The organism is Marinobacter sp. es.042, assembly GCF_900188315.1.
Classification (GTDB): domain Bacteria; phylum Pseudomonadota; class Gammaproteobacteria; order Pseudomonadales; family Oleiphilaceae; genus Marinobacter.
On sequence record NZ_LT897781.1, the window covers coordinates 3924320 to 3936136 of the forward strand.

An 11817-nucleotide genomic window follows, 5' to 3' on the forward strand; every position below is an offset into this window, starting at 1 on the left:
TAAATTCAACGAAACGAGGTGGCTATGAAGACTGCAGAGTTGATTGAGAAGTGGCTTGATAAGTGCGATCTGGCGAGACTGGCCCAGGAGCGCTACAAAGAAGATCCGAGCCCCACCAATTACTCGGAACTGAAAAGGGCCATGTGTGAACGACGGCTGATGGAAGAGCGCATTGATCCCAGGGCGTGCAATGCCCAAAGAATCTCAGCATGAGTCGGCTTTCTAGGGCGTCAGAAACAACAAAACCCGCACGTGGCGGGTTTTGTCTGAATTTTTAATGGTGCCCGTGGGGCACCACTTTCTTTTCCCATCAAATTGCGCCCCAGTGAACCCAGGATTTACTTCTGCACGTTCATGCTATTGCAGTGGGCGCGGAGCTCCAGACTGCTTATCCTCCCATCACCATCTGCATCGGCAAGTTGAAGAAATCTCGATCCGAATTGCACGGTGTTAGTGTTAGAGCTTTCGTCAAATGAGTCTGGAACATTACCGCAGGCGAGGTCTTCGTTGATTCCGCATGGGCGCAGGTAAACGTGTTCAGAACGGTCGATGTAACCATTACCATTGCGGTTAATGCATTCAAAAAGCCCTTTGGAGCTCACAGATGCGCTGGAAGTTTTAAGCGTTGGTTCGACGTTGCTATTGACGCATCCAGCTACCAAAAGAGAAACCGCTAAAGATAGGGTTAGGTGGAGTTTTCTCATGGTAATGCCCTCTGAATCTTTGCATTACTGGTGTTGGGTGCCAAAAACAAAGGATATGCCAATGTCGCCAGGGGCGCCAGACATTCCTGTGCTGCAACTGCGGGGCTGAGAGACCAGTGGTTGGCAGGGGGGAGTTGCGAAGTGTTTGTGGCGGATGCCCCTTAGGGCGGCCTGGAAACAACAAAACCCGCACAAGGCGGGTTCTGTCTGAATTCTTAATGGTGCCCGGAGGCGGAATCGAACCACCGACACGGGGATTTTCAATCCTTTGCTAGAGCTGCTCAATAGTCCACAGTGCTGCACATTCAAGCACTTACGGAAATGTAGTTCCACACATGACCACTCATGAACGCAGATACGTGGACACTATGCGGACACCCTAAAAGCCTTTGTATACCGTGTCGCGGCGACCGACAGTCACAACCGTAACGACCACTTTGCCATCGTCTACGTGGTAAACCAGGCGAAAGCCTTGGGATCTGAGTTTGATTTTGTAGAAGTCAGAGGATCCCTTTAACTGATGCTTTGGAATCCTCGGATTCTCTAGGCGTCGCTCCAGAATATTCAGGAACTCCGTCTTGACGGCAGGGTTAAGTTTGTTCCATTCCTTGAGCGCTTTTTTCTTGAATTCCAGCTCGTAGCTCATTGATGCTCACCGGTATTGATTCGTCATCCATACGCTTGCGAGCCTCCTGTAGAAGCCGGTAATCCTCAAGCTGCTCTTGCATCTGTTCGAATGTCTCGACAGGCACCATGTAGGCTCTTGGTTTGTTGTGACTCAAAATCACAATCGGTTCGCCGTTGGCCTGGTTGAGCACCTCATTCGGATTAGCTTTCAGCTCCGAAATGGTGGCCGCAAGCCTCGCAAAAAGGCTTTTCATGTCAGTTCTCCCGTGCCCTCATCCATAGTTTGTGGTTGCCCGCTCACCACTAGCTTTCACTCAGCCTATCACTCGCGGCAACATTCATTGCTATTCGGCACTACTCTGAATAATAGACTAAAAAAAGGTCTAAAAAAAGGTCTAAAAAGTGGCTTGGCGTAGTGTTGGCGGGTTTTCAAGGGGCCGGGCAGGGCATTATGAGAGCCTTACCGTAGCGTATGCGAGTGCACAAACACCACTTTCCACCACGTTTTAAGCATATGGGGTTGTAGCTAACCGCAGTAGTCCACAATAAACCTCTAATCGGTGGTTACTCTGTTGGCACGCTGTGAGCTCCTATCCCAACCAACTCTATTTCACCCATTTTCTCTTAACAATATTTGGAGGTTTAACATATTGCGAGGCTGTCTGACGGGGGCTGCGCATTTCGCTTTGCACATCACTACTATAAATGAGCGGCTTCTTTGGAGGGTTAGTAAGAAGGAAAGTGGCTATCGTTCTTAACCATTCTTCAGCCGCGTTTATGGATGTTTCTCTCATTTCTTTTCCAGCAAAGGATTCTTTGCCGCAGAGGGAAGCTCCTCCGCCCGCGCCTGTGTTCGAAAAACAATGTCTGAAATCTCTCGGATTCTGTCAACGAAAGGTTTGGCGTCAGTACCAAATTTGCCAATAACAACTCCAGCATCTCCGACCAAACCCCACAACCGGTCAACGTCACTCATCCGTTTGTGGAGCTCCGACTGCAGCCTCTCTAGTCTTCGCAATAGCCTTGTCTTGTGGTTCTCTTCAAAAAGCTCAGATACGGATATTTTTTCTCTAAGCTCGTTTATGATTTCTTGAATTCGTTTCAAGTCTCCATCTGTGAATTCATAGTAAAAACCTTTTTCTAGTTTTGCTTTCTTTTTGTTTATCAAATCATAAAAATTTTTTGACTCTCTATTTGCATTCTCTTCAATTATTAGTGGTTCAATCAAAGATCTTATTTTCGATGTATACCATATTATCTCTCTGATATTTTTCTTTCTGTCGTGATTGAGTTTCGGAAGGCTTGGTTTTTTTAGGTCATCGAAGTATGAATCCTCTTCAATTGACGCAACTATTTCTGCTGCGATGTCTGTAATCTTGGGATAGTGTGCAACAAGCTTTGATAATTGGTTTTGATTTATTGATTCTATTAAGGAGTCCAGAAATGATAAATCACTCTTATTTGGATCTCGCACGCTGGTTTCTATGAAAGATCCCATTCCAGACATGGCAGTGATTTGGTCAATTTCTTTCAACTTCCTGTGTAAGATTCTAGCTGGACTTTCATTAAACTCATTGCTCATGTTTTATTATCCAGTTTAGTATTTAAATATATAACTATATAACCCGCTCTGAGGTTTCGCACAAACTACCAATTCTGTCCTTCCGCGATTATTTTTTGTTAATCTTTTCTAAAAGCTTTTCAATAAACTCATGCGAGCTGATCGGAATTTTTTGGTCCTCGCTTTCGATTGCGCGAGAGCCCATAAATATTTTATTAGCAAGCCTCTCTTTAATTTCGTTTCTTTTTTCCTCGGGGAGTGAAGACAGATACGGATCTACCGATTTAAGCTCCAGTGAAACCCTATGGTGATTTGTTTCAAGCATTCTGTGCCTGGACGATTCTTTGGCAAGGTAGGCTGCAGGAATTGATAGGATCATGACTATCGCGATGCGGAAAATAGAATCTTGAATCGTGATTGTGTCATTTACACTTTCCCACATCGTTATTCCCATAACTACAGTCATTAAGATCATAAAGAATAGGGAAAGACCTCTCAGAACATTTGCTACTTTTCGTTCAGCCGCCGCTGACTGCTGATAACTACCAGATATCGTATCTCGGGAGATAAGCTCAAGTAGCTCTTCTGCTTTGACCTCTTTTTCTTTCAAGCTTTTTATTGACTGCTCTATAAACTTGTCTGCATTTTCGAAGGTTTCTTCTAAAACTGATTTCATCTTATCTGTTGTGGAAGATATTGAGCTCAGCTCACCTCTAATATCACTAATTCTCTCTTCAATGTCAGACAAAGCCTGGTTATTCTGGCTCGTTGCAGCATTCATCTTCTGATATAGGTCATCAATTTTGATGTTTATTTCCGTTAATGAAAGGTCTCGGCTTTCGCTAAACTCAAAGGGAGACTCGAATAGATAATAGCCCGATAGCTCACCCTGAATTTTGTCTGATTCACTAACTAAGATATTTGCTATTTCTTTGGCATGATCTTTAAGGTCGTCTTTCTCAAGAATCTTCTCGGCAATTGACTTTGCGCGTTTGCAGGATCCTATCGCGGATTCAATTATTGATGTAGGCTTTTCGTTATTAGATAACTTGCTTTTGAATGATTTGTAAGAGGCGGTAAAGGAGTCAATGAATTTCTTGAGTTCCTTGGAGTCAAAAGTTTGTGATTCTATGAGTAGTTTTTTAAGTAATTGTTCGATCCTATCGATTTTATGCGCTAGTTCGTTGTTTAGTATCATATAATTCCCTTTATAGATCCTTTCCTACCCAAACTACTTTGCCAATCACTTCTAGGTTTTCAAGATCTGCCCTTGAAATCTCTTGCGGAGGATACTCTTTGTTGTCACTTAGCAGTTGTACTCCATCATTCCACAGTGTCTGAATGCGCTTTACCAGTAAGTGGTCTCCGTTTCGGATCACATAGATATGTCCATCGCGGAGCTTCTTTTCGTTGGTGTCGACCATTACAGTTTCGTTATCGGATATCGTCGGCTCCATCGAATCGCCTTTAGCGAAGACTAGTGCCAGATCGTTCTCGCTGAATCCTCGATATCTAAGCCATTTCCTCCGGAAAGCCAGTTCCCTGGTAGGTGCTTCGTTCCCAGCTATTGATCCGTGGCCAGCTGCTACCTGCACGTTGTAACCGGCGATGAGTGCAAACTCTTCGTCAAGGCGCTTTAATTTTTCAATGTCCTGACCTAGCTCTGTATGAGCTTGCTCTCCTTTCGGTTGCCCTTTTCCAGTTAGTAACCAGTTTGCGTCGAAGCCCATCTCAACAAGTTTGAGCAAGGTCTCTGCGTCAGGAACTCTATTGCCTCTCTCATAGTGGCCTAGAGAGTTTTTGTGCACTCCCAGCTCTTCAGCGAATGCTCCTTGGCTCTTGGATCCCCTGATTTGGGTGAGCCTTTCTCCTATCGCCGCTGCGATAACGTTTTGTGTGCCTTGATGCATTTTGTGTTTCGCCTAGATCAAAAATAAACACATTAAGGTATTGCAATAACACCTTAAAGTGTTATATTGGTCTTAGTGACACACGAAAGTGTTCTAAATCGGTGTCGTTTTGTGTGTGAATCAGTGTAGCAGAGTGCAAAACAGTGGACGAGCAAAAGCAAATCATTCTGATCGCAACTCCGGTCATGACCCAGGACCGCTACGCCCAGCTTACTGGCTTAACGGAAGGGCAGGTACGGGGCCAGATCGAAAAAGGACATCTGCCTTCACTCAAAATCGGCCGGGTGCGCATGGTCAACATTGCTGCCCTGTCTCAGCAGGCCCTGGACCAGGAGGACTGGCAATGACTCCGGATGTTCGCAACCAGAAGAAAACCATCATGCGCCTACGCTTCCAGCAAGCCTGTGAGGCTCATGAGGCGGGCGATTACGAGCTTGCCGCCCTGCGCGTGAGCCAGATCCAACAGATGGTTTCTTCCTATATGGGTGTCGATTCCGGCCTCTACTGGTACGGCCTCAACCTCACCATCACCTGGGCCGAATTCTTCCTCCAGGACGATACCCGCGACTTCAACGCCTGGGCAGTAGGGCAGGCCTGCACCGGATTGAGGGCCGCCGCATGAGATACCACCGCCAAGACGTCAGCAAAGCCATCAGCGCGGCCAGTTTTGCCTTCCAGGGCCCCCGTCCGTCCTCTGCGCTCACTGCCCAGGCCCTGGAAGGCCTTTTTGACACCCTCCTGCACCAGCTAAGCCAGCTGCAGGAAGTGCGCACCGACTACCCGTGCGACTACATGGCCCGCTGCAAAGCGGCCTTCACCGACGCCCTGATCCACGAACTGGAAGCCAGCGGCCATCACAGCCCGGCCTTTGACCGCCTTATACAACTGCGGGACGCCTGGGACTGCGGCCACCTGGATCTTCCCACCGTCACGGAGACGCAACCATGAGCCATATCCCCCCCAGAAAAGACCAGGTGGAAGACAAAGAGCGCCGTTTCTACGTCTGCGCTCCGTCCTCCATCTACCTCCAGCTGCAACAGGAAGCCATCCAACGGGGAACGGATCTCTGGACCCTCGGAGGTTCCGTCCTGACCGCCTGGCTGGAGGCTGGCTGCCCGACCTTTGGCACTCAGGACCAACCCCCTGAAAAGCCCACGAGTCCGCCCCCGTCATCGTCACCACTCGCGCACGAAAAGGGGGCCGGACAGTGACCGTTACAAGGCTGGCGCGTAGCGCCAGGGCCGCAGGCCCCCTGGCCTTGTGGCGGGCTCTGGCTGGTCCACAGTGCGCATCCGGAGTGGTGAGGATGTCGGGGGAGGACGCCCGCCCCTTGATTCCGAACCATGAGCAAAGGCGGCAAACGGAGTGCGGCAGGCGACAGGGATCGTTACCCGTAAGGGTGGCCACCTTAGTGGCCAGGAGCAGAGCGAGTAGAGCCCGCCCCGAAGGGGTCGAAAAACCCAACTCAAACCCTTTCCACCATCACCACCAGGAAAGGCAGTACTGAAAACCAAAGTTAAATATTTAACCCCGGCCCAGCCGGACAACCAGCAACAGCAACACCCAACGAAACCAGAGGACACACGCAATGGAAAACTACCTGAACCTCATGATCATCGGCGCCACCCGCTACGACATCGACGGCAACCGGGGCGGTTCCCTGTGGGCCTATTCCCCAGCCGAAGCTGACGACGACAACCGAGTCGGCAACGAAGTCATGAAAATCGCCTGCGACTGGAAGCACATCGACCAGCTGCGCAACCACGCCGAACGTCTCCCGGCCATGTTCACCGTCAAGGCCCAGATGAAAGCCGGGCAGGGCGGCAAGATCACCTTCAAGGCCCTGGACATGAAACCCCAGGACCCGATCAAGAAAACCGCCTGAGTAAGAACTGATGAACGTCATCACCTGCGACGGTGAATGGACACAAGGATCCCAGGGCATCGAATGCACCGGGACCCTGCAAAGCATTCCTTATCAGGACGTCGACGTCCTGTTTCAGGAATACCTGGCACCAGACGCCAGCGTCATCGGCCTGGTGTCAGGAATCGCCCTGGCTCTCTTCGTCACCGGAGTCGGTGCCGGAAGAGTCATCCAAGTAATGAGAAAGATCTCATAACCAACCCGAAAGGAAAAACGACATGAACGACATCATCGAAATGGAAAAGCAAAACAACTGCAAAACCTGGGGCATGGCCCGCGCTCGCTTCGGCAAACGCGCCGCCAAGATCGGTACTGCACTCGCGGCCGCCGGAACCTCTGTGACCGCGTTCGCCGTGGACCACACCGCAGAGATCACCGCCGCCCAGGGTGACGCCACCACCAACACCACCGCAGCGGTTGCGGCGGTTATCGCGGTTGCTGCCGTGGTGTTCGGTGTGGGCATCGTCCTGCGACTGCTCAACCGGTAATGCTCACCAGCATCTTAATAGCCTGTCTCTGGACAGGCTGTTTCGTGTCCGGTTACCGGACTGTGTAAGGGCCGGATTCCGGCCCTTTTTCATTCAGACAACGGTCCCAGTGATGCGCCTTTCAATCCTCGCCTTCGTCACACTGCTACTGACGCTCGGATCCGTCCAGACCCAGGCGGCCACCTCCGTCTGGCATCAACAGTTTTACCTGGACCAGTGCAACAAGGTACCCAGCCAATCCGAGTCCTGGTCCTCGGCGCAATCCTTCATCGACTCCGACGCCGCCTGCTCCGCGACCAACGGCTACGCCTGCTACATCGAAATCACCGACAACGCCACCCAGCACTGCACCGGCACCAGCCGCGGTACCATGCGGGTCTTTCAACAGGCCTGCACCCAACTCAGCCATGAAGGCGGTGTACCCGAAGGCACAGCCTGCGGCCAATGTGGCACCGGCCACGTCCCCGATCCCAGCGGGGAAAGCGGCTTTGACTGCCGCCTGGAAAAAACCTTTGAAGAATGCCGCTACAACTTCATGAGCTATGACCCACGGCAAAAGAAATGCGTCACCGAATGCATCTACGGCGAACTCGATTACCGCTGCAATGCCGAACCCTTCGACGAATGCACCAGTGAAGCCGACGACTTTGTCGGCACCATCGGCTGGGGCGCCAACCGAAGAAACGTTTGCTCCGGCGACAACCAATGCGCCGACAACGAAACCTTCGCCTTTGGGGAAGGCCCCGATGGCGCTTATACCGGCCAATGCGTCAATAACGACGCCAACCCGCCCATCTGCCCCGATGGCTTCAAAGGCGGCCTGATCATTACCGAAGACGGCTTCGCCTGCGCCTCCCTCAATCCCGATGGTACCAACGAAAACGACACCTCCAACGGGGACAGCGACGGCGATGGGGAAGGGGATCTCACCGGCATGGCCGGCCAGCTCGACGACATCAAAGGCCTTCTCTCCTCCGGCAACACCGAACGCGGCAACATCAAGAACCAGCTCGACGGCATCGGCAAATCCATCAAAGACGGTACCCAGGCCATCACCGACGCCATCGGTAACATCCCCGGCGGGGGAGGTGGCGGAAGCGGAAACGGCGACGGAAACAGCCAGACCGAAATCGTCGGCGAAGACGGCGAATCGATTACCTGGAGCGGGGAAGCCATCCCATTAGAACTGGCCGACGGCCTCGATGAGCTCAACGCCGTCCAGGGCGAATACGAAACCCTCATCGCCAACATCCGCGCCGAAATGTCGGCCTCCTTCGGCTCCTTCACCGGGGCCGGTGGCCTACAGGACAACAACATCACCCTCTACGGCGAGACCTTCAACGCCGGTCTTTCCAAGTTCGGAGCCGACCTCTCCATCCTCGGCTCCATCATCCTCTTTGCCGCGACCTTCATTGCACTGGGCATCATCATGGGAGCACGAGACTGATGGAATTCATTGCCACCTTCTTCGACGCCATCTGGGCCTTCCTGGAAGCCATCCCACCTTCATCAACGACGCCATGGTCAAACTCTCGGCCTGGTACGTCATCTGGGTGACCAAGGCCAAAATCTACTTCGTCGGCTTTGCCTGGGGTGTTGCCCAGGAAGTCCTCAACCAGCTCAACATCTCCGGCACCATCAACCAGTACTGGGGCTCCATCGACTCCAAAGTCATGGGCGCACTGACCTACTTCCGCATCCCCGACGCCCTGAACATCATCCTGAATGCGCACCTGACCCGGTACGTCATGGGAGTGCTGAAATGACCATCAACATCCACCATGGCCCACCCGGCTCCTACAAATCCGCCGGGGTCGTACAACGCTACGTCATCCCCGCCCTGACCGGAGAAGATAGTGACTACCCCGACGGTCGCTGCGTTGTCACCAACATAAGAGGCCTGGACTCCATCGAACGGGTGGAAGAAGCCTTCGGCGTCACCTGCGGCCCGGAATCCAGAATCATCAACCTTGAAACCGAAACCCGCGACGCCCTCGAATACGCCGCAAGATGGTTCCACTGGGTCCCGATCGGCGCACTCATCGTCCTCGACGAAGCCCAGGCGGTGTATCCCGCGGCCAGACGGGACTTCCGAATCGAACACCTGGATTACCCAGGGGGCAAAGAAGCCGCCCAACGCGACAACCGCCCGGCAGATGTCCTCCTGGCCTTCGACATGCACCGCCACTACAACTGGGACCTGTTCCTGTGCACGCCCAACATCGGAAAGATCCACAAAGAAATCCGCCAGAGTGCCCAGCAGGCCTTCCGGCATTGGCAAATGGGCCACATCGTGCCCTGGAAGAAAAACAAATGGAGGGAACTGGAACATGACCCTGAAAACAGCGGAAAAGCTGCCTCCCATAGTATCGGTGTCCCAAAAGAGTACAAGGTCGACCTCCGGGTCTTCGAGTGCTACCAGTCGACGAAAACCGGCAAGGCCAAAGGGGTGGTCGGGGGTAATTCAATCCTTAAGGATCGCAAGTTGCAGCTTGCAGTTGTGGTTATCGTGGGCAGCTTCTCGCTGCTCGGCTATCAGGCGTACCACATTATCGAGCGCGAAAAGGCTCGCCTCTCGGGTGATCCGGTGGCTGTTCCCGAGAGTGATACGGCTGATGGTCGCGCTAACCCTGATGGTTCTGATGGGAGCCGCCTTGCGCCTGGTAGCCCGTCTGAGCGTTCTTTAGACCAAAACCAACAACAAAATGCCCCCAACTCACGCCAGCACCTGGAACACCCCTTCGCCGACGTTGAGCTACGCATCGCCGGCAGCGTCAACCGCCTCTACCTGTTCCAGGGCGAAGATCTGCAAGGGGAGTTCGCGCTTACCCAACAAGACCTTTCCAGCTTCGGCTACCGCGTCCTGTACCTCAGAGATTGTCACGGCCAACTCTGGTGGGACGGGGAGCGCGTCCAGGATCTGTATTGCCAACGCATGAGAATCCGAGAACCCGAACCCAGGCCAAGCTTCGAGCCAACCATGTTCCAGCCCTGGTCACGACACGAAAGACCCGGCGCCAGCGGAGCGCTAGCGACGATGCGCGAGGAGCAAGCGCTCCGCTGGCGCCGGGGCGCAGCCCTGAGACGTCCCTGTAACACGTCTCATAGAAAACGACGGTAGTCGATTTTTAAACCACTTAGAACCACAGTGAGACACAGATGAAAATCAGAGACTTCGAACGCATCGACACCACCACCGGCGAAATCGGAAAAGGGGACCTCTTCATCGGTCCGGAAGGCCAGCAAGTGAACCTGAAGAAGGTCAACGTCCTTTGGACCGGCACGGATACCGTAAGACAACTGTTCCAGGGACGCCTGAAACCCGAAATCCTCGCCGAGATTGCCACCGAATACGAATCCGGCTTCGACGCTACTCTCACAATCAAGAAGATCCCTTTCCGCCTGCAATCCGGCAGACGCGGTGGCTTCAAATACATCCTGCAAAATCGGGAATACGGCCTGACGATCCTGCTTCAGAACTTCTACGCCGAAGCCGACACCCTGGCACGCACGTTAAATCGAAACCTCCCCCAGATGGCTCTATGAACGCTCCAGCCAAGAGATCCACGACGAGCTTGGGGAGTGGGGTATGTACTTCCTCACTAACATCAAGCCCGTTGGCATCGCACTCCACCTGGCCGTCGACTTCCAGGGCTGGGAACCACCCCAAGACTTTGCCCAGCACTTTGTCACAAGGGCCCGAACCATCAGCGTCCACAACGGCATGAGCGATTTCCACTTCCAGGGCCTGGAGGCTCCACCGTCAACGGCCGAGGCGAAACCTACACCTTCGGCAAGGCTAACAGCCTGCAGGTCTGCCTCTACGACAAATCCAAAGAGGTCGATGTCAGCGACAAACGCGCCTTCATGGAATCCATCTGGGAATGCGCCAGCAACGAAGACTGCTTTCCGGACACCTGCTATGACCGGAAAAGCCCGTCTGGCGCCTGGAAATCCGCTTTCATCACGGATCGTCAACGAGATCTCCCAGGGCACGCCCAACATGAAGCCCATCTACACCTACAATGGACGCGGTACGCACCTGACTGGCCTCTGGCAGTACGCCCTGCAACAGCAACCGTTACGAGGTCAAACGGGAATGGGTGCACCCCATCTGGACCAAGCTCCGCGAAGACATCGGCTTCGGCTACTCGGCCCCGGATCTGCTCTACAAACGCGCAAAAAAGGAACCCGGTTGCGGCAACGAAAAGAACGTCTCCCTGGCCTTTGGCAATCTCTTGTCCATTTATGCACGCAACCGTTTTAAACCCTCGTCAGGCCTGGGACTGCCTCAAGAAATCCGGACTTTGGGAGGACCTGTGCGCCTATTACCGACGACGGGAGATCTATGAAAACGAGCTATTTCAGCTCGTCCAGGATGGCCTGATAAAACGACGACTACTGACAAAGGTGGCGGCATGATCAGGAAGCTACCATCTGGGCGATGGCAAGTAGATATCCAGCCGGGCGGGAGAGGGCAGAAGCGCGTCAGAAAATCCTTCGACTCAAAGGCAGAGGCGCTGCGTTTCGAGCGCTGGGCACTCAACAGCCATGCAGCTGGAGAAGATTGGAATCCGAGCAAGGATACTAGGACCCTTAAGGG

18 protein-coding genes and 1 pseudogene are annotated in these 11817 nt (G+C 52.9%); 13 read left to right on the plus strand and 6 right to left on the minus strand.

The window, feature by feature from the left end; genetic code table 11:
• Positions 1-24 precede the first annotated feature (24 nt).
• Complete coding sequence (locus CFB02_RS17970) at positions 25-213, plus strand: hypothetical protein (protein WP_088559108.1); 189 nt, start codon at positions 25-27, stop codon at positions 211-213.
• 125 nt (positions 214-338) lie between these two features.
• Here CFB02_RS17970 and CFB02_RS17975 read toward each other — a convergent pair whose 3' ends face one another.
• The 6 genes from CFB02_RS17975 to CFB02_RS18000 form a co-directional block, all read right to left on the minus strand.
• Entirely contained in the window at positions 339-704 is a 366-nt protein-coding gene (locus CFB02_RS17975; RefSeq protein WP_088559109.1) for an EF-hand domain-containing protein, read from the minus strand.
• A gap of 379 nt (positions 705-1083) precedes the next feature.
• On the minus strand, positions 1084-1350 hold the full coding sequence (locus CFB02_RS17980) for a type II toxin-antitoxin system RelE family toxin (RefSeq protein WP_088556258.1): 267 nt from the start codon (positions 1348-1350) through the stop codon (positions 1084-1086).
• Complete coding sequence (locus CFB02_RS17985) at positions 1295-1585, minus strand: type II toxin-antitoxin system Phd/YefM family antitoxin (RefSeq protein ID WP_088556260.1); 291 nt, start codon at positions 1583-1585, stop codon at positions 1295-1297. Before CFB02_RS17985 ends, CFB02_RS17980 begins: the two co-directional genes overlap by 56 nt.
• 536 nt (positions 1586-2121) lie before the next feature.
• Complete coding sequence (locus CFB02_RS17990; RefSeq protein ID WP_088559110.1) at positions 2122-2913, minus strand: hypothetical protein; 792 nt, start codon at positions 2911-2913, stop codon at positions 2122-2124.
• 88 nt (positions 2914-3001) lie between these two features.
• Positions 3002-4090: a hypothetical protein gene (locus CFB02_RS17995; protein WP_088559111.1), complete on the minus strand. Its 1089-nt coding sequence runs from the start codon at positions 4088-4090 to the stop codon at positions 3002-3004.
• A 10-nt stretch (positions 4091-4100) separates the two neighbouring features.
• Positions 4101-4802, minus strand: coding sequence for an XRE family transcriptional regulator (locus tag CFB02_RS18000; RefSeq protein WP_088559112.1), 702 nt, complete (start codon positions 4800-4802; stop codon positions 4101-4103).
• 143 nt (positions 4803-4945) lie between these two features.
• Here CFB02_RS18000 and CFB02_RS18005 point away from each other — a divergent pair, with 143 nt between their 5' ends.
• From CFB02_RS18005 to CFB02_RS18415, 12 genes and pseudogenes are all read left to right on the plus strand, one after another.
• Positions 4946-5149, plus strand: a complete 204-nt coding sequence (locus tag CFB02_RS18005; protein ID WP_041646358.1) for a hypothetical protein — start codon at positions 4946-4948, stop codon at positions 5147-5149.
• Positions 5146-5424, plus strand: a complete 279-nt coding sequence (locus CFB02_RS18010; protein ID WP_088556263.1) for a hypothetical protein — start codon at positions 5146-5148, stop codon at positions 5422-5424. Before CFB02_RS18005 ends, CFB02_RS18010 begins: the two co-directional genes overlap by 4 nt.
• The gene (locus CFB02_RS18015; protein WP_088556264.1) at positions 5421-5750 is read left to right on the plus strand and encodes a hypothetical protein; all 330 of its coding nucleotides are present in this window, start codon (positions 5421-5423) and stop codon (positions 5748-5750) included. The genes CFB02_RS18010 and CFB02_RS18015 overlap by 4 nt, the downstream gene beginning before the upstream one ends.
• Positions 5747-6013 carry a hypothetical protein gene (locus tag CFB02_RS18020; RefSeq protein WP_088556265.1) on the plus strand — a complete coding sequence of 89 codons (267 nt, stop codon included), beginning with the start codon at positions 5747-5749 and terminating at the stop codon, positions 6011-6013. The genes CFB02_RS18015 and CFB02_RS18020 overlap by 4 nt, the downstream gene beginning before the upstream one ends.
• A gap of 377 nt (positions 6014-6390) precedes the next feature.
• Complete coding sequence (locus CFB02_RS18025; protein ID WP_088556267.1) at positions 6391-6687, plus strand: hypothetical protein; 297 nt, start codon at positions 6391-6393, stop codon at positions 6685-6687.
• Between the two features lie 10 nt (positions 6688-6697).
• The gene (locus CFB02_RS18030; RefSeq protein WP_088556268.1) at positions 6698-6922 is read left to right on the plus strand and encodes a hypothetical protein; all 225 of its coding nucleotides are present in this window, start codon (positions 6698-6700) and stop codon (positions 6920-6922) included.
• 22 nt (positions 6923-6944) lie between these two features.
• Positions 6945-7214: a hypothetical protein gene (locus tag CFB02_RS18035; RefSeq protein ID WP_088556270.1), complete on the plus strand. Its 270-nt coding sequence runs from the start codon at positions 6945-6947 to the stop codon at positions 7212-7214.
• Between the two features lie 112 nt (positions 7215-7326).
• The gene (locus CFB02_RS18125) at positions 7327-8661 is read left to right on the plus strand and encodes a hypothetical protein (RefSeq protein ID WP_088556271.1); all 1335 of its coding nucleotides are present in this window, start codon (positions 7327-7329) and stop codon (positions 8659-8661) included.
• A 73-nt stretch (positions 8662-8734) separates the two neighbouring features.
• On the plus strand, positions 8735-8980 hold the full coding sequence (locus CFB02_RS18130; protein WP_157677823.1) for a DUF2523 family protein: 246 nt from the start codon (positions 8735-8737) through the stop codon (positions 8978-8980).
• Positions 8977-10335 (plus strand): zonular occludens toxin family protein, encoded by a 1359-nt coding sequence (locus CFB02_RS18045; protein ID WP_088559114.1) that lies wholly within the window; start codon positions 8977-8979, stop codon positions 10333-10335. The genes CFB02_RS18130 and CFB02_RS18045 overlap by 4 nt, the downstream gene beginning before the upstream one ends.
• Before the next feature lie 38 nt (positions 10336-10373).
• On the plus strand, positions 10374-10760 hold the full coding sequence (locus CFB02_RS18410; protein WP_227519272.1) for a hypothetical protein: 387 nt from the start codon (positions 10374-10376) through the stop codon (positions 10758-10760).
• A gap of 872 nt (positions 10761-11632) precedes the next feature.
• A pseudogene (locus tag CFB02_RS18415) lies at positions 11633-11817 on the plus strand (integrase); the annotation flags it as partial.

Bases quoted from the DNA above. Each gene is read 5' to 3' on its own strand.
- CFB02_RS17970 (WP_088559108.1), top strand. From the start codon at position 25: ATGAAGACTGCAGAGTTGATTGAGAAGTGGCTTGATAAGTGCGATCTG.
- CFB02_RS17975 (WP_088559109.1), bottom strand. From the start codon at position 704: ATGAGAAAACTCCACCTAACCCTATCTTTAGCGGTTTCTCTTTTGGTA.
- CFB02_RS17980 (WP_088556258.1), bottom strand. From the start codon at position 1,350: ATGAGCTACGAGCTGGAATTCAAGAAAAAAGCGCTCAAGGAATGGAAC.
- CFB02_RS17985 (WP_088556260.1), bottom strand. From the start codon at position 1,585: ATGAAAAGCCTTTTTGCGAGGCTTGCGGCCACCATTTCGGAGCTGAAA.
- CFB02_RS17990 (WP_088559110.1), bottom strand. From the start codon at position 2,913: ATGAGCAATGAGTTTAATGAAAGTCCAGCTAGAATCTTACACAGGAAG.
- CFB02_RS17995 (WP_088559111.1), bottom strand. From the start codon at position 4,090: ATGATACTAAACAACGAACTAGCGCATAAAATCGATAGGATCGAACAA.
- CFB02_RS18000 (WP_088559112.1), bottom strand. From the start codon at position 4,802: ATGCATCAAGGCACACAAAACGTTATCGCAGCGGCGATAGGAGAAAGG.
- CFB02_RS18010 (WP_088556263.1), top strand. From the start codon at position 5,146: ATGACTCCGGATGTTCGCAACCAGAAGAAAACCATCATGCGCCTACGC.
- CFB02_RS18015 (WP_088556264.1), top strand. From the start codon at position 5,421: ATGAGATACCACCGCCAAGACGTCAGCAAAGCCATCAGCGCGGCCAGT.
- CFB02_RS18020 (WP_088556265.1), top strand. From the start codon at position 5,747: ATGAGCCATATCCCCCCCAGAAAAGACCAGGTGGAAGACAAAGAGCGC.
- CFB02_RS18025 (WP_088556267.1), top strand. From the start codon at position 6,391: ATGGAAAACTACCTGAACCTCATGATCATCGGCGCCACCCGCTACGAC.
- CFB02_RS18030 (WP_088556268.1), top strand. From the start codon at position 6,698: ATGAACGTCATCACCTGCGACGGTGAATGGACACAAGGATCCCAGGGC.
- CFB02_RS18035 (WP_088556270.1), top strand. From the start codon at position 6,945: ATGAACGACATCATCGAAATGGAAAAGCAAAACAACTGCAAAACCTGG.
- CFB02_RS18125 (WP_088556271.1), top strand. From the start codon at position 7,327: ATGCGCCTTTCAATCCTCGCCTTCGTCACACTGCTACTGACGCTCGGA.
- CFB02_RS18130 (WP_157677823.1), top strand. From the start codon at position 8,735: ATGGTCAAACTCTCGGCCTGGTACGTCATCTGGGTGACCAAGGCCAAA.
- CFB02_RS18045 (WP_088559114.1), top strand. From the start codon at position 8,977: ATGACCATCAACATCCACCATGGCCCACCCGGCTCCTACAAATCCGCC.
- CFB02_RS18410 (WP_227519272.1), top strand. From the start codon at position 10,374: ATGAAAATCAGAGACTTCGAACGCATCGACACCACCACCGGCGAAATC.